Source organism: Nocardiopsis sp. TRM 82005 (assembly GCF_056312425.1).
In genome coordinates, this window is sequence record NZ_JBWDTQ010000006.1 from 181,579 (window position 1) to 196,785 (window position 15,207).

Below are 15,207 nucleotides of genomic sequence, written 5' to 3' on the forward strand. Positions count from 1 at the left end.
GTTCAGCTCCTGGTTCCGCGGCCCGCCCGCCGCCTCCGCTGGTCCTCCGCGCCCGCCGGGGGCTCGGAGCCGTCGCCGACCACCTGTCGCACGGCCGCGCACGGGTCGGTGTCGGGGGAGGACCGCTGAATGGCCGCGGCCGTGCGCTGGACGGTGTCCCGGAACAGCTCCCGTGCGGGCGCGTCCAGCCCCGCCAGTACCTGCTCCTCCGCGTGCTCGACCTGTTCGCGGACCCCGCTCAGGACCTCCCGGCCGTGCTCGGTGGCGCACACCCTCCGTACCCGCCGGTCGCCGGGGTCGACCCGGCGCCGTACCAGGTCGGCCTCCTCCAGGTCGTCGAGCAGGTAGGTCATCACGCTGCGGTCGATGAGCAGCCGTTCGGCCAGCGCCGCCTGCGTGGGGGGTTCGCCGTGTGAGACGGCGGTGAGTACGTGGTAGCCCCGGCTGCCGTGCGGGACGCCGGCCAGTACCGACTCCACCCGCTCGTGCCAGTGGCGCAGGACCACGGCCAGCGACCACCCCAGGTTCGTGTCCGGTCCCGGGCTGGTGCCCGGGGGCCGTGCGGGCTCGGGGGTGGTGGATGCCATGGTCCGAGACTACCAGGAATAGGTGGTCTCCAAGATAAGTTGTTGGCAATACCGTTTGCTCAACAAACTATTTTCCGCGCCCTCGAGGAGAGCACACATGCCCGACTACGGACATCCGTTGCAGTTCGGCACATTCATCACCCCCACGGCGCAAAACCCCGACCGGGCCGTCACGCTCGCCGAACTCACCGAGGCCGCGGGACTGGATCTGGCCACCTACCAGGACCACCCCTACAACCCCGGCTTCCTCGATACCTGGACCCTGCTCAGCTGGGTCGCCGCGCGCACCACCAGCCTGCGGGTGTCGGCCAACGTGCTCAACCTCCCCCTGCGCCCGCCCGCGATGCTCGCCCGCTCAGCGGCCACCCTGGACCTTCTCTCCCGCGGCCGCCTCGAACTCGCCCTGGGCGCCGGGGCCTTCTGGGACGGCATCGCGGCCATGGGCGTGGAGCGCCTCACTCCGGGCCAGGCCGTCGACGCGCTCAGCGAGGGCATCGACGTCATCCGCGCCGTCTGGGACACCGACACCCGCGGCGGCGTCCGCGTCGACGGCGTCCACCACACCGTGCGCGGCATGAAACGCGGCCCCGAGCCCGCCCACGACATCGGTATCAGCCTGGGCGCCTACAAGCCCCGCATGCTCCGCCTGGTCGGAACCAAGGCCGACGGCTGGCTGCCCAGCCTCGGCTACCTCCAGCCCGAGGACATGGCCGGGTCCAACCGCACCATCGACGAGGCCGCCCTGGCCGCCGGACGCGACCCCCGACAGGTCCGCAGGATGCTCAACCTCGCCCAGAGCGCCTTCCTGCCCACCGGCAAGGACTTCCTGCAAGGACCGCCCGAGCAGTGGGTCGACGACCTACTGCCCCTGGTCCTCGAACACGGCTACTCCACCTTCCTCGTGGCCACCGACGACCCGCGCACCATCCAGACCTTCGGCGCCGAGGTCGTCCCCGCCCTGAGGGAGGCCGTCGCGCGCGAGCGGGCCGACGCGGGCACCGCCACCGGTCCGGCCCGGGCCGCCGCCTCCCTGGCCGCGCGCCGCCCCGGCATCGACTACGGCTCCGTCCCCGAGGGCCTGCGCGACCACGCCGTCGAACCCGGGGACCGCGCCTACGCCAAGGTTCGACACGGCTACCTGAAGCAGGGCTCCCCGGGCCTGGTCCTGCGGCCCGGCTCCGCCGAGCAGGTCGCCGAGGCCCTCGCCTACGCCCGCGCACAGGAGGCCGACCTGCACGTGCGCAGCGGCGGCCACGGCATCAGCGGCCGTTCCACCGGCGACGGCGGCGTCATCGTCGACCTGGCCAGGATGGACGGGGTCGAGGTCCTGGACGCCGACACCGGCCTGGTCCGGCTCGGCGCCGGCGCCCGCTGGGGCGACGTCGCCCACACCCTCGCCCCGTACGGCATGGCGATCAGTTCGGGTGACCACGGCGGTGTCGGTGTCGGGGGGCTGGCCACCACGGGCGGCCTGGGCTACCTGGCCCGCGCCCACGGCCTGACCGTCGACAACGTCACCGCGGCCGAGGTGGTCACCGCCGAGGGCCGAATCCTGCGCACCGACGCCGAGCACCACCCCGACCTGTTCTGGGCGATGCGCGGCGCGGGCGCCAACTTCGGTGTGCTCACCGCGGTCGAGGCCACGGCCGCGCCCGTGCGGGACGTCGTCCTGGGCCAGTTCGCCTACGACGCCACCGACACGGCCGCCTTCCTCCAGGCCTGGGGTGAGATCGCCGAGGCCGCCCCGCGCGAGGTCACCGCCTTCCTCACCATGGGTCCGGCGCGCGGCGGCGACGGCCCCGTCGCCCAGGCGATGGTGGTCTACGCCGGTGAGGACCCCGATCCCGCCGTCCGTGCTCTGGAGCCCTTCCTCGAAGCGGGACCGGTTCTGGACCAGAGGGCTCAGATCGCCCCCTACGCCGCGATCCTGGTCGGTGCGGACGGGCCGCACCAGGGCCGTGGACTGCCCGAGTCGCGCTCGGGCCTGCTGCGCCACATCACCCCGCAGGTCGCCAAGGGGCTGGGGGAGATGCTCGCCTCCGGCGATGTGATGTTCATGCAGCTGCGTCAGGCGGGCGGCGCGGTCAACGATGTCGCGGCCGACGCCACCGCCTACGCCCACCGGACGCAGAACTTCTCACTGGCGGCGATGACGGCGACCCGGCGCGCCGCCGGGTTGGACGCCCACTGGGCGGCCCTGGAGGAGCACCTGGAGGGTATGTACCTGAGCTTCGACACCCGCACCGGTCCCGAGGTCCTCGCCCAGGCCTTCCCCGAGCCCGCTCTCGGCAGGCTGCGCGCCCTCAAGGCCGAGTACGACCCGCACAACGTGTTCGACAAGAACTTCCCGATCCCGCCCGCCCGCGTCTAGGCTCTGTTTTCCGAATCACCAGCATCCGAGGAGCACTCCTCGGCGCGCTGGCTGGAAACGTCGCTGGTGTGACGTGTGCGGTTCCTTCGCTGGTGATCTTGCCCTTGGCAGCGATGTCGGCGCTCCACAGCGCCACTGGGAGCAAGATCGTCCCGGGCGGGCACGCGTCAGCGCTCGGGGCGTGCCGTGGCGTCGTCGAGGGCGTCGCGGATCTTGGGCGGCAGCTCCACGCTCTCCACCCCCAGGATCTCCTCCAACTGGGGAAGGGTGCGCGGTCCGACCACCGCCGCGGCCACGCCCTTCTGGTCGCGTGCCCAGCTCAACGCCACCGCCAGCGGCGGCACGCCCAGCCCTTCGGCCGCAGTGCACACCGACTCCACCACCCGGCGGCTGCGGTCGTCCAGGTAGGGCTCCACATACGGCGCCATGTGCGGGAACGCCGCCCGGGAGTCAGGCGGTGTCCCGTTGCGGTACTTGGCGCTGAGCACTCCGCGGCCCAGCGGCGACCACGCGATCACGTGCGCCTCGACCGCCGTCGCGGCGGGGCGCAACCCGTGGTCGGCGCCGCGGTTGAGCAGCGAGTACTCGGTGCCCACGCTCACCAGCGGCACGCGCCCGGGCCGCGCGCGCTGCCAGGTGGCCAGGGCCGCGAACTGCCACGCCTCCAGGTCGCCGGTGCCCACGTAGCGGGCCTTGCCCGCCGCCACGGCCGCCTCCATCGCGGCCAGCGACTCCTCCGCCGGGGTGGCCGGGTCGAACACGTGCAGCTGCCACAGGTCCACGTAGTCGGTCTGCAAGCGCCGCAGCGAGGCGTCCAGGGAGGCCAGCAGGTGCCGTCGGGAGGCGTCCACCGGCCGGTACCCCTCGGGTGTGTGGCCGGTCTTGGTGGCCACCACCACGTCCTCGCGGCGCACCGAGGAGCGCAGCAGCCGCCCCAGGACCCGCTCGCTCTGTCCGCCCGTGTAGATGTCCGCGGTGTCCACGAGCGTGCCGCCCGCGTCGACGAACGCGGTGAGCTGTTGCTCGGCCTCCTCCTCGGAGGTGTCCTTTCCCCAGGTCATCGTGCCGAGAGCGGTACGAGAGACCCAGAGCCCTGATCTGCCCACCTGTCGCTGTTCCATGCGGCGGAGAGTACCGTGTTCACCCGAAGTCGTCCCTGAGTACACTCTCGCTGCGTATCCTCGGCGCAGTCCCGACCAGGGTGTTCTCCGTGATCGCGGCCCGGGGGCGGTGGCCCGGACCTGGTGGCCCGCATCCGTGTACTGGTCAGCATCCCCATCCCAGCAGTGCTCCGGTGCTCTCCCGGGCATCGGACAGTCACGAAAGCCTGAAAACCGAGTGTCCATCTTCGAGGCGATCGTTCTCGGCCTCATCCAAGGGCTCACCGAGTTCCTGCCCGTGTCCTCCAGCGCCCACCTGCGCGTGTTCGCCGCCTTCTTCGACTGGCCCGATCCCGGAGCGGCCTTCACCGCCGTCAGTCAGATCGGCACCGAGCTGGCGGTGGTGCTCTACTTCCGCCGGCGCATCTGGGCGGTCGTCTCCGTGTGGTGCCGCTCCCTGGCCGACCGCGGCCTGCGCGGTGACATCAACGCCCGTATGGGCTGGTACATCATCCTCGCGACCATCCCCATCGGGGTCCTGGGCCTGCTGCTGGAGGAGCGGATCGACGGCGTCTTTCGCGACCTGCGGCTGATCGCGCTCACCCTGATCGTCTTCGGAGTCATCCTGGGCGCCGTCGACCACCTCGCGCGCCGCCAGAACGGGCTGGAGGACCTCACCCTCGGGCGCGGCCTGACCTTCGGCCTCTTCCAGACCCTGGCGCTGGTGCCCGGCGTGTCCCGTTCCGGCGCGACCATCACCGGTGGCCGGCTGCTGGGCTTCACCCGCCCGGCCGCCGCCGAGTTCGCGTTCCTCATCGCGATGCCCGCCGTGTTCGCCTCCGGCCTGTACAAGATGCTCGACATCGGCGGTAACGAGTACGCGGGCTGGGGGGCCACCATCGTCGGCACCCTGGTGGCGTTCGTGGTCGGCTACGCGGTGATCGCCTGGTTGATGCGGTTCATCTCCACGCACAGTTTCATGCCGTTCGTCGCCTACCGGATCGTCCTGGGCGTCCTCGTCCTCGTCCTGGTCCTCTCCGGTGTGCTCTCCCCGGTGGGCGGCGCCGGGGTCGACTGATCGGGCCGGGGCGCCCGGCCGGGAACCGCCACCAGCAGGGGGCCGGTCGGGCGTAGGCCCCGCCCCTGCCCCCGGCTTCCGGCGGCGCCCACGCCTGTCCGGGCGCCCGCCCTGCCGCTCCCGGCGCCGGGAGCGGGCCTACCCTGGTGCCCATGGCGACATCCGAAGCATCCCAGGACACCCCGCCCGCTCCCGAGGCGGTCACCCTCATCCTCGTGCGGCACGGAATGACCGACGTCACCGGCCCCCGCCTGGCCGGGCGCGCCGAGGGCGTTCACCTCAACGGCACCGGCCGGGACCAAGCCGCCGACCTGGCCGCCCGCCTGGACGGACTGAGCCCGGCGGCCCTGGTCTCCAGTCCGCTCGAACGCTGCCAGGAGACCGCCGGGGCCGTCGCGAAGCAGCTCGGCGTCCCCGTCACCACCGACGAGCGCTTCATCGAGTGCGACTACGGCTCCTGGACCGGCCGCGGCATCGCCGAACTGTCCGACGAACCCCTGTGGCGGGTCGTGCAGGACCATCCCAGTGCCGTCCGCTTTCCCGGGGGCGAGGCCCTGGCCACCGCTTCGGCCCGTGCGGTCGAGGCCGTCCGCGACTGGAACAGCCGCCTGCTCCTGGCCCCGCCCGACTCCGGTCCGGCCGCCGGCGCCGCCTCGCCGCCGCCACCCGTGTACGTGGTGTGCAGCCACGGCGACATCATCAAGTCGATCGTCGCCGATGCCCTAGGTATCCACCTGGACCTCTTCCAGCGCCTGCGTGTGGACCCCTGTTCGGTCACCTCCATCACCTACACGCGCACCCGTCCCTTCCTCAACAAGCTCAACGACACCGGTGAGAGCCTGCCCGCGAGCCTGCCCACCCCGGCCGAGGCCGGTGGAGACGCGGTCGTCGGCGGTGGCGCGGGCTCTCAGCAGGACGAGGCTGACACCCGCTGAGGACATGGGAGCCGCCGGAGCGGTGCGGTTCGCGAAAACCACCCAGCGACCTCGACGAACGTTGGCGCCGGTGCCCCCTGGGAGGGGGCACTGCCCTCCGTGCCTCGGCTCAGCAGCGCCTCCGAGGGGTTTGGCGCCGGAGTACACGTATCCCGTAAGGTTCTTTGCATGCCCGTCTTTCAGTTCAATCCGCCGGAGCGGTTCGTCGTCGGAACCGTGGGCCAGCCGGGAGACCGCACCTTCTTCCTCCAAGCCGTGGGCGAGGGGCGCATCACCAGCGTGGTGTTGGAGAAGGCGCAGGTCGAAGCGCTCGCCACCCGCATCGAGGAACTACTGGAAGAGGTGCACCGGCGCTTCGGCTCCCCGCCGGACGACATCGTCGAACCCGAGGACGAAGACCCGCTGGAGCAGCCCATCGACCAGGACTTCCGGGTCGGTACGCTCGCCCTGGCCTGGGACGCCGAGGCGGCCCGCGTCATCATCGAGGCCCAGGAGATCGACGAGACCGCCGCTGAGGAGATGGTCGAGGACGACGAGGAGGAGCTGGAGGTCTTCGCCGAGGAGGCACCCGCCCACCGCGACGTCCTGCGTGTCTACCTCACCCCCGGCGGCGCCCGTGCCTTCGCCGGACGTGCCCTGAAGGTGGTCGCCGCCGGACGGCCCGACTGCCCGTTGTGCGGACGTCCGCTCGACCCCAACGGCCACGTCTGCCCGCGCCAGAACGGCTACCGTCCGGACCGCCTCGTCTGAGGCCGGGGATGACGACACCACAGGCGGGCCGCCAGGCACGCAGATCCGGGGGCCCACGATGAAGGACACCGCCGACGCCTTCGACGGCCTCAGCCCGGCCGTTGGGCTCGACCTGCTCCGCACCGGCGAGCTCACCGTGGAGGGGCGGCTGACCACCGCCTCCAACGCCACCCTGTACTGCACCGTCTCCGACGGCGTCCGCTCCGCCGCCTGCGTGTACAAGCCGGTGGCGGGGGAGCGCCCGCTGTGGGACTTTCCCGACGGGACCCTGGCCGGGCGCGAGGTCAGCGCCTACGCCGTCTCCGAGGCCCTGGGCTGGGCGGTGGTCCCGCCCACGGTCCACCGCGACGGCCCGTTCGGCGAGGGGATGGTGCAGCTGTGGGTGCACGGCGACACCACCGTCGACCTGGTCGCCCTGTCACGGCAGGCCGACAACGTCGACCTGCGCCGCATGGCGGTCTTCGACACGGTCATCAACAACTCCGACCGCAAGATCGGTCACCTGCTGCCCACCTCCGGCGGTCACCTGTACGGCTGTGACCACGGTGTCTCCTTCGCCGAGGACTACAAGCTGCGCACCGTGCTGTGGCAGTGGCAGGGGCAGCCGCTGACCGAGGACGCCCTGGAGGCGCTGTCATCGGTGCGCGTCCAGCTCAAGGAACCCGCGAGCGTTCTGTCCCGGGAGCTGGCCCTGCACCTGTCGGCCCCGGAGGCCTACGCGGTGCGCAGCCGGGTGGAGCTGCTCGTCGAGCACGGCATTCACCCCTACCCGGCGCCGGACTGGCCCGCGGTGCCCTGGCCGCCGATCTGACCCCGGGAGACCGGGGCCGTTCCGGGGCCGGGGCCGTGTGAGGTGTCTCATCTACCGGGACGTAGCGATGGCGTGCCCGTCGCCTGTGACGGCACAATGGGGCACGTGAGCAACCAGTGGAACTATCTTTTCGACATGGACGGCGTGCTCGTACGCGAGGAGCACCTCATTCCCGGCGCTGACGCGCTCATCGCGGAGCTACGCGAGAACGGGATCCCGTTCATGGTGCTGACCAACAACTCCATCTACACCCCGCGTGATCTGCGTGCGCGTTTGCTCAACACGGGACTGGACATCCCCGAGGAGTCCATATGGACTTCGGCTCTGGCCACCGCCCAGTTCCTCCAGACACAGCGTCCGGGCGGCTCGGCCTACGTCGTCGGCGAGTCCGGCCTGACCACGGCCCTGCACAACGTCGGCTACGTGATGACCGAGCGCGATCCTGACTACGTGGTGCTCGGCGAGACCCGTACCTACAGTTTCGAGGCCATCACCCGCGCGATCCGCCTGGTTCGCGCCGGTGCCCGGTTCATCGCCACGAACCCGGACGAGACCGGCCCCAGCGCCGAGGGGCCGCTGCCCGCCACGGGCGCGGTCGCCGCGCTGATCGAGAAGGCCACGGGCCGGCGCCCCTATTTCGTGGGCAAGCCCAATCCGCTGATGATGCGTTCGGCGCTGCGCCGGATCGGCGCGCACTCGGAGAACACGCTGATGGTCGGCGACCGCATGGACACCGACGTGCTCAGCGGGCTGGAGGCGGGTCTGCAAACCGTCCTGGTGCTCTCGGGCATCTCCGGGCGCGAGACCGCCGAGGAGTTCCCCTACCGCCCCACCCGGGTGATCGAGTCGGTGAAGGAGCTGGTGGGCGCCACCCGCGATCCCTTCGACCAGCTCGGCCAGGAGTAGCCCGGCACACCCGGACAGCGGAACGGGGGCGGCGGACCAGTGTCCACCGCCCCCGTTCGTCGCCGGGTGGCCGGGCGCCCCGTCGTCAGGCGCTCTGCCGCTGCTTGGCGATCTCCTCCACCTTCGCCGCCTCCTCGCGGCGGCGTGCGCGCAGCAGAGCCAGCCGCTCGGCGAGGACCTCCTCGAGGTCCTCCATGCTCCGGCGCTCCAGCAGCATGTCCCAATGGGTGCGTACCGGCTTGGCGTTCTTCGGCTCCTCGCCGTTGCCGTCCCGGCGAAGAGCGCGGTCGCCGCAGAAACGGCACTCCCATTCGATGGGGATCTCAGCCTCGGTCGCGAAGGTGACCGAGAAGCGGTGGCCCCGGGTGCAGTCGTAGGTGACCTCCTGCCGCGGAGCCAGGTCGGTGTTGCGGTCGTTCTCATAGCTCGTCGCTCCGAGCCGGGTGCCGCGAAGTGCTCGCTCGGCCATCGTGTGGGTGCCTCCAGGCGCTTGTGCAGTCTCGCGGGGTGTATAACGCGTCGGTCCACGTCAAGATTCCCCGCTCACCTGAGGTCGAACCACCTCGGGTGCCCCGGGGACCACCCCGTCCCCCGAAACATCGTCCGGTGCGCCGAGTCTGACACATGTGACCTAGGGCACAGTATGGCGCCTTTTTGGGTGTGTCCCTATTCCGGTCGCAGAGGGAAGAAAACATCCCCCTATTTCCTCATCCGGCTCGCCGCGGTTCTTCTTCCCAGGTAAGCGGGGCGGCGGTTCCCGGGCGGAGCCGAATACCACCCCGTCACATCCGCCGCACCGTCGCCGTTATCACCGCCCGAAGGCGGGAAGGCGGAGTGTCCGGCCGCGCCGGTGCGAGGCGCCTCGAAACCGCTCCCCGCCGCGGCGGCGGGCGGTCTCCTCCCGGTCGCTGTGCGTACGTCCCCCCAGGAATCCCGCCGCACCGCGTCCGCGTGGCCCAGGTCTTCCACCGAGCCCCCTTGCGCACCGTCTTCGCAGTTCACGGCTGGGGAAGGCGGCTTCACGGGCAATGGCCCACCGGAAATTCCCGGTACGTGATGGAAACCGGACACCACTCTCCGGAATCCCACATGCGTAGGACCCGCCACCTCCGCTCCGCATGCGCGATAAAGAGATCATTATCCTGACATGGCCGCTTGTGGCGTCTACTGGTATGTTGACTCGCTGTGTGCTGAAAAGTGCGGGTCGAGGCAATTTCCCTCTTCACTTCCGGTGCCCCGGTGTGCGCGGAAACAACTTCCCGGCGCGCCCCCTCCCGTGCTCGACCAGAAGTGACAACGCGGCTGAACGTGGAGCCCGATGACTGCTTGGAACATCCCCCACCTGCGCGGAGCCGTGCCGTCGTGGCCGGCCGCCCCGCGCTGGCTCCTCCTGCCGCTCGGGGCACTGCCCCTGTGGGCCGTGACTCCGTGGGCCGTACCCGGCGCACGCGCCCTGCCCCTCCTGGCCGCCTCCGCGATCCCCCTTCTCCTGCTGGCGGCTCTCGCGCTGCTGCTCAACCGCCGCGACCGCCGAACGCGCGAACTGCGCACCCAGCTCGACACCCTGCGCGCCGACACCGCAGCCCTGGCCGACGACCACCTGCCCCGCCTGGCCGAACGCCTGCGCGCGGGTGACTCCGCCGACACCGCCCTGCGCCGCCTGCCCGCGCCCGAGGACCGCGGCGGACGCGCCCTCCTTCGGACCGTGGCCACCGAGATCGCCGCCGCCGAACGCCGGCGCTCCGCCGCCATGGTCGCCTGCGCCACCGCCGCCGGGCGCGTCCAGGCCCTGACCACCACGATGCTCGCCGACCTGCGCCGGATGCAGGAGCACCACGGCGACGGCGAGGCGGGCGCCGACGTCCTGGGCGACCTCATGCACCTGGACCACAGCACCGCCCAGGCAGGACGCATCGCCGACAGCATCGCCGTCCTCACCGGCGCCCGCTCCGGCCGCCGCTGGGGCCGCGCCATCGCCCTGGAGAGCGTCGTGCGCGGCGCCATGGCCCGGATCGGCGCCTACCAGCGCGTCCGCGTCCACAACGTGTCCACCCAGGCGATCGCCGGATTCGCCGCCGAGGGCGTCATCCACGCCCTGGCCGAGCTCCTGGACAACGCCGCCAAGTTCTCCCCTCCCACGGCCGAGGTCCACGTCCACGTGGAGGAGGTCCAAGCCGGGATCGCGGTCATGATCGAGGACGGCGGCCTGGTCATGGGCGAGGAGGCCCTGCGCCGCGCACGCCGCACCGTCGGGAACGGACTGGACCTGGCCACCATCTCCGGAACCCGCCTCGGCCTGTCGGTCGTCGGGCAGATCGCCCACCGCTACGACCTGTCGGTGTCCTTTCGCTCCTCCTCGCGTGGAGGCACCGCGGTGGTCCTGCTCCTGCCCCGGAAACTCGTCAAACCCCTCCCCGCGCCCCCGGTACCCGACTTCGCGGCGAAGGCGTCCGCGCCCGCCTCGCCGTCCGCCGCAGACCCCGACGCCGACACCATCCCTCTTCCCGCCGCGGCCCCCTCCACCGCCGCGGACGCCGCCACCACGGACACCAACGGGCTTCCCCAGCGCCGCCGCGGCCAGACCCTCGCGGCTGCCGAGCGAAACGGGACCGCTCCCCCCAAGAGCGGTCCCGCCACCTCGGCGAGGGGGTTCGGTACCTTCCGCTCCGCGGTGCGCGGCCAGGACCGACCGGACAAGGACGCATAATGGACCTGGACAAGTTGACCTGGCTGCTCGAAGGCCTGCTGGAACGCACGCCCGGTACCCGCCACGCCATCGTGCTCTCCCGCGACGGGCTCAAGCTGTGCCACAGCGCCGGCCTGCGCGCGGACAGCGCCGACCACCTCGCCGCGATCGCCGCCGGTGTGCAGAGCCTGGCGCACAGCGCTTCGGTGGAGTTCGGCAGCGGGGCGGGCGGGGTCCGCCAGGCCATGACCGAGTTCTACGGCGGTCTGCTGTTCATCGTCGAGGCCGGACACGGCGCCCACCTGGCCGTCATCACCTCCGAGGAGGCCGAACCGGGCCTGGTCGGGCACAACATGAACGAGCTGGTCGAGCAGATGGGCGAGCACCTGTCCACCCCGGTCCGCGCTGCCACCGGTACGGCATGACCCGCTCCCACCGGCGGGAGGGGCCCGACCGCCTCTACGTCATCACCTCGGGCCGCAGCAGCGGGGCCGACGAGTCCCTGGACGCGGTGACACTCATCGTGGCCGAGAGCGAGCCCGCCCCCGGCATGCAGTCCGAGCACGCCCGGATCCTGCGGCTGTGCCGCAGCCCGATGGCGGTGGTGGAGGTCTCCGCCCACCTGAGCCTGCCCGTGGCGATCGTGCGCATCCTGCTCACCGATCTGCTCGACACCGGCCGTATCACCGCGCGCCACCCCAGACCGGCACCCTCGCCGGCCCGCCCCCTCGCCTCCCCGGACGTGTTGGAGAAGGTGCTCGTTGCACTCCACGACCTCTGAGCCCGTCGCGCCGGAATCCCCCTCCGGCTCCGAACCACCCGAGCCCACGTCCGGAGCCGGGTATCCCCCCGGCTCCGCGCGGCCCGCTCCCGGCAGTGCCCGCCCCCCGCTCCCCGCCACCGCCGAACAGGCACTCAAGATCGCCGTCGTCGGCGGCTTCGGGGTCGGAAAGACCACCCTGGTCCGCTCGGTCAGCGAGATCCGTCCGCTCAGCACCGAGGAGACCATGACCCGCGCCGGGGACGGGGTCGACGACACCGACGGCGTGGAGGCCAAGCGCTCAACCACCGTCGCCTTCGACTTCGGCCGCATCACCCTGGACGCCACCTCGGTCCTCTACGTCTTCGGGGCCCCCGGCCAGGAGCGGTTCTGGTTCCTGTGGGACCGCCTGTTCTCCGGTTCCCTGGGCGCGGTCGTCCTGGTCGACACCCGCCGCCTGGCGGACTCCTGGTACGCCATCGACCGGCTGGAGGCCCAGGGCACCCCCTTCATCGTCGCCCACAACGACTTCGGCGACACCGACCACACCCTGGAGCAGGTGCGCGCCGCCCTCGACCTGGACCCCGGCGTCCCCCTGGTGCGCTGCGACGCGCGTGTGCGCTCCTCGGCCAAACAGGTCCTCATCGCCCTGGTACGGCATGTCCGCTCCCTCGTCACGGGGGGTTCCCGGTGAGCGACCCCGGCACCTGCCCCGTCCGCCTCCACGGCTCCGACTTCCGTACCGATCCCGGGGGCCTCTACCAGCGGATGCGCGCCGAGCACGGGTCGGTGGTGCCCGTGCTCATGGAGGGAGACGTTCCCGCCTGGCTGGTCATCGGCTACCGCGAACTCCACCACGTCCTGAGCAGCCCCGACGTGTTCGCCCGCTCCTCGCGCCGCTGGAACGCCTGGGACCGGGTGCCCGAGGACTGGCCGCTGCTGCCCATGGTGATGCGGCGGCCCTCGATCCTGCACTCAGAGGGGGAGGAGCACCGAAGGCGCGCGGGCGCGGTCAGCGACGCCCTGGCCGGAGCCGACCCCCACGAGCTGCGCACGGTCACCACACGCATGGCCGACCGCCTCGTCGACGAGTTCTGCGCCTCCACCCGCGCGGACCTGCGCCAGGCCTACACCGCACGCCTGCCCGCCCTGGTGCTGAGCTGGCTCTACGGCCTGGACGACGAGCGCGGAGACCACACCGCCTCCCTCATGTCCACCATGATCGACGGCGGCCCTGAGGCCATGGACGCCCAGCGCGCCCTCATGGCCGCCATGGCCGGGATCGTCGGCCGGCGGCGCGCCGACCCCGGGCCCGACGTGGTCTCCCGGCTGCTCGCCCACCCGGCGGGCTACACCGACGAGGAGGCCGTCCCCGAACTGATCATCCTCCTCGGCGGCGGCAACCAGCCCACCGGCGAGTGGCTGGGCAACGCGCTGCGCCTGATGCTCACCGACGACCGCTTCGCCGCCTCCATCGCGGGCGCCCGCCGCAGTGCCCAGGAGGCCCTCAACGAGGTCCTGTGGGCGGACACCCCCACCCAGGTCCACGCGGGCCGCTACGCCGTACACGACGTGGAGTTGGGCGGACAGCTCATCCGCGAGGGCGACCTGGTGCTGCTCGGGCTCGCGGGGGCCAACACCGACCCGGGCGTGCATCCGGGAGCCGGTGCACCGGGCGACCGGGGCAACCACGCCCACCTGTCCTTCTCCCACGGAGAGCACTGCTGCCCCTATCCGGCCCAGGAGATCGCCGAGATCATCGCGGTGACCGGAGTCGAAGTCCTGATGGACCGGCTGCCCGACCTCGAACTGGCGGTCGCCCCCGAGGAACTGCGCTGGCGCCCCTCCCCCTGGGTGCGGGGCGTGGCCTCCCTGCCTGTCACCTTCACCCCCGTACCACCCCTGGGAGAGATCTGATGTCCTGCCCCGTTCAGCACGGCTCCGACGGAACAGTGGTCCTGGACCCCTACGTCACCGACCTGCGCACCGAACGCGAGGTCCTGCACGCGGCCGGACCGCTCACCCGGGTGGAACTGCCGGACGGCGTGACCGCGTGGGCGGTCACCCACCACGAGGCCGCCCGCGAGCTGCTCACCGACCCCCGCCTGGTCAAGGACGTCGCGCACTGGGACGACTTCCAGAGCGGTCGCGTCCCCGAGAGCTGGCCTGTGCTGAGTACGATCCCGCGCACACCCACCAACCTCCTGGGCACCGACGGAGCCGAGCACCGGCGCCTGCGCCTGCTCACCGCCAGGGCCTTCTCCGCGCGCAGCGTCGAGCGCCTGCGCCCCCGCGTCCACGAGCTCACCGACGAACTGCTCGAAGCCATGGAGCCCAAGGCCGACCAGCCCCTGGACCTGAAGTCGGAGTTCGCCTTCCAGCTGCCGATGAACGTGATCGGCGAACTGTACGGGGTGGACCGCGGCGAGTTCGGCTACCTGCGCGACATGTACGTCAAGTTCTTCTCCTCGGTCACCGGACCCGAGGAGTTCATGGAGGTCTACGCCGCCCTGGAGCGCTACTACGACGACATGATCGCCGCCAGGCGCGCCGAGCCCGGCGACGACCTGACCACCGAGCTCCTCCAGGCGGGGGAGAACGGCGACGCCCTGACCGACCTGGAGGTGCGCGGCACCCTCCAGGTCACCGTGGCCGCCGGGCACGAGACCACCGTCAACCTGCTGTGCAACGCCGTGCGCGCCCTGCTCGCCCACCCCGACCAGTTCGCCCTGGTCAAGGAGGGCCGGGTGAGCTGGGAGGCGGTCGTGGAGGAGACCCTGCGCTATGACCCACCCACCTCCAACATGGTCTTCCGCTTCGCGACCGAGGACGTCGAGGCCGGCGGTGAGACCATCCGCAAGGGCGAGGCACTCATGGTCTCCTACGGGGCTGTCAGCCGTGACCGCGCCGAACACGGCGAGGACCCCCACCCCGACACCTTCGACCTGACCCGTGCGCGGGGCCGCCACATCTCCTTCGGGTACGGGCCGCACGTGTGCCCCGGCGCCACCCTGGCCCGCATGGAGGGCCGGATCGCCCTGCCGATGCTCTTCGAGCGCTACCCGGACCTGCGGCTGGCCGTGCCCGACGAGGAGTTGAGGAACCACCACTCGATCATCGTCAACAGCCTCCAGGAGCTCCCCGTACTACTGCGCCCCTAGGCAGACCGCGCCCGCGGCCGTCCCCGAGGCCGGGACGGCCGCGGGCGCACGGTACCCCCTGA

The 15,207-nt window shown here is 71.8% G+C and carries 15 protein-coding genes; 12 read left to right on the forward strand and 3 right to left on the reverse strand.

What is annotated here, in order from left to right:
- Nucleotides 1-2: 2 nt before the first annotated feature.
- Complete coding sequence (locus AC0T5L_RS05375; protein WP_476164238.1) at nt 3-587, reverse strand: MarR family winged helix-turn-helix transcriptional regulator; 585 nt, start codon at nt 585-587, stop codon at nt 3-5.
- A gap of 97 nt (nt 588-684) precedes the next feature.
- On the opposite strand from AC0T5L_RS05375, the gene AC0T5L_RS05380 reads away from it, so the two are divergent.
- Nucleotides 685-2,958, forward strand: a complete 2,274-nt coding sequence (locus AC0T5L_RS05380; protein ID WP_476164239.1) for an LLM class flavin-dependent oxidoreductase — start codon at nt 685-687, stop codon at nt 2,956-2,958.
- Between the two features lie 167 nt (nt 2,959-3,125).
- Here the strand turns inward: AC0T5L_RS05380 and AC0T5L_RS05385 are convergent, their stop codons facing one another.
- Entirely contained in the window at nt 3,126-4,079 is a 954-nt protein-coding gene (locus AC0T5L_RS05385) for an aldo/keto reductase (RefSeq protein ID WP_476164240.1), read from the reverse strand.
- Nucleotides 4,080-4,296: 217 nt separating this feature from the next.
- Between AC0T5L_RS05385 and AC0T5L_RS05390 the strand changes: the two genes are divergently transcribed.
- The 5 genes from AC0T5L_RS05390 (at nt 4,297) to AC0T5L_RS05410 (ending at nt 8,538) form a co-directional block, all read left to right on the forward strand.
- A complete protein-coding gene (locus tag AC0T5L_RS05390) occupies nt 4,297-5,136 on the forward strand; it encodes an undecaprenyl-diphosphate phosphatase (protein ID WP_476164241.1) in 840 nt (279 codons plus the stop codon).
- Nucleotides 5,137-5,288: 152 nt separating this feature from the next.
- The gene (locus AC0T5L_RS05395) at nt 5,289-6,071 is read left to right on the forward strand and encodes an MSMEG_4193 family putative phosphomutase (protein WP_476164242.1); all 783 of its coding nucleotides are present in this window, start codon (nt 5,289-5,291) and stop codon (nt 6,069-6,071) included.
- A gap of 168 nt (nt 6,072-6,239) precedes the next feature.
- The gene (locus tag AC0T5L_RS05400; RefSeq protein ID WP_476164243.1) at nt 6,240-6,821 is read left to right on the forward strand and encodes a DUF3090 domain-containing protein; all 582 of its coding nucleotides are present in this window, start codon (nt 6,240-6,242) and stop codon (nt 6,819-6,821) included.
- A 58-nt stretch (nt 6,822-6,879) separates the two neighbouring features.
- Entirely contained in the window at nt 6,880-7,632 is a 753-nt protein-coding gene (locus AC0T5L_RS05405) for an SCO1664 family protein (protein ID WP_476164244.1), read from the forward strand.
- A gap of 96 nt (nt 7,633-7,728) precedes the next feature.
- Nucleotides 7,729-8,538 carry an HAD-IIA family hydrolase gene (locus tag AC0T5L_RS05410; RefSeq protein WP_476164245.1) on the forward strand — a complete coding sequence of 270 codons (810 nt, stop codon included), beginning with the start codon at nt 7,729-7,731 and terminating at the stop codon, nt 8,536-8,538.
- An 85-nt stretch (nt 8,539-8,623) separates the two neighbouring features.
- On the opposite strand, the gene AC0T5L_RS05415 is transcribed toward AC0T5L_RS05410, so the two are convergent.
- Complete coding sequence (locus AC0T5L_RS05415; RefSeq protein ID WP_476164246.1) at nt 8,624-9,007, reverse strand: RNA polymerase-binding protein RbpA; 384 nt, start codon at nt 9,005-9,007, stop codon at nt 8,624-8,626.
- A gap of 849 nt (nt 9,008-9,856) precedes the next feature.
- Here AC0T5L_RS05415 and AC0T5L_RS05420 point away from each other — a divergent pair.
- From AC0T5L_RS05420 to AC0T5L_RS05445, 6 genes are read left to right on the forward strand one after another with little or no spacing between them, the layout of a single operon-like run.
- On the forward strand, nt 9,857-11,245 hold the full coding sequence (locus tag AC0T5L_RS05420) for an ATP-binding protein (protein WP_476164247.1): 1,389 nt from the start codon (nt 9,857-9,859) through the stop codon (nt 11,243-11,245).
- On the forward strand, nt 11,245-11,649 hold the full coding sequence (locus AC0T5L_RS05425) for a roadblock/LC7 domain-containing protein (protein ID WP_476164248.1): 405 nt from the start codon (nt 11,245-11,247) through the stop codon (nt 11,647-11,649). Before AC0T5L_RS05420 ends, AC0T5L_RS05425 begins: the two co-directional genes overlap by 1 nt.
- Complete coding sequence (locus AC0T5L_RS05430) at nt 11,646-12,005, forward strand: DUF742 domain-containing protein (protein WP_476164249.1); 360 nt, start codon at nt 11,646-11,648, stop codon at nt 12,003-12,005. Before AC0T5L_RS05425 ends, AC0T5L_RS05430 begins: the two co-directional genes overlap by 4 nt.
- Nucleotides 11,986-12,678: a GTP-binding protein gene (locus tag AC0T5L_RS05435; RefSeq protein WP_476164250.1), complete on the forward strand. Its 693-nt coding sequence runs from the start codon at nt 11,986-11,988 to the stop codon at nt 12,676-12,678. Before AC0T5L_RS05430 ends, AC0T5L_RS05435 begins: the two co-directional genes overlap by 20 nt.
- The gene (locus tag AC0T5L_RS05440) at nt 12,675-13,901 is read left to right on the forward strand and encodes a cytochrome P450 (RefSeq protein ID WP_476164251.1); all 1,227 of its coding nucleotides are present in this window, start codon (nt 12,675-12,677) and stop codon (nt 13,899-13,901) included. Before AC0T5L_RS05435 ends, AC0T5L_RS05440 begins: the two co-directional genes overlap by 4 nt.
- Complete coding sequence (locus tag AC0T5L_RS05445; RefSeq protein ID WP_476164252.1) at nt 13,901-15,145, forward strand: cytochrome P450 family protein; 1,245 nt, start codon at nt 13,901-13,903, stop codon at nt 15,143-15,145. Before AC0T5L_RS05440 ends, AC0T5L_RS05445 begins: the two co-directional genes overlap by 1 nt.
- Nucleotides 15,146-15,207: the final 62 nt, after the last annotated feature.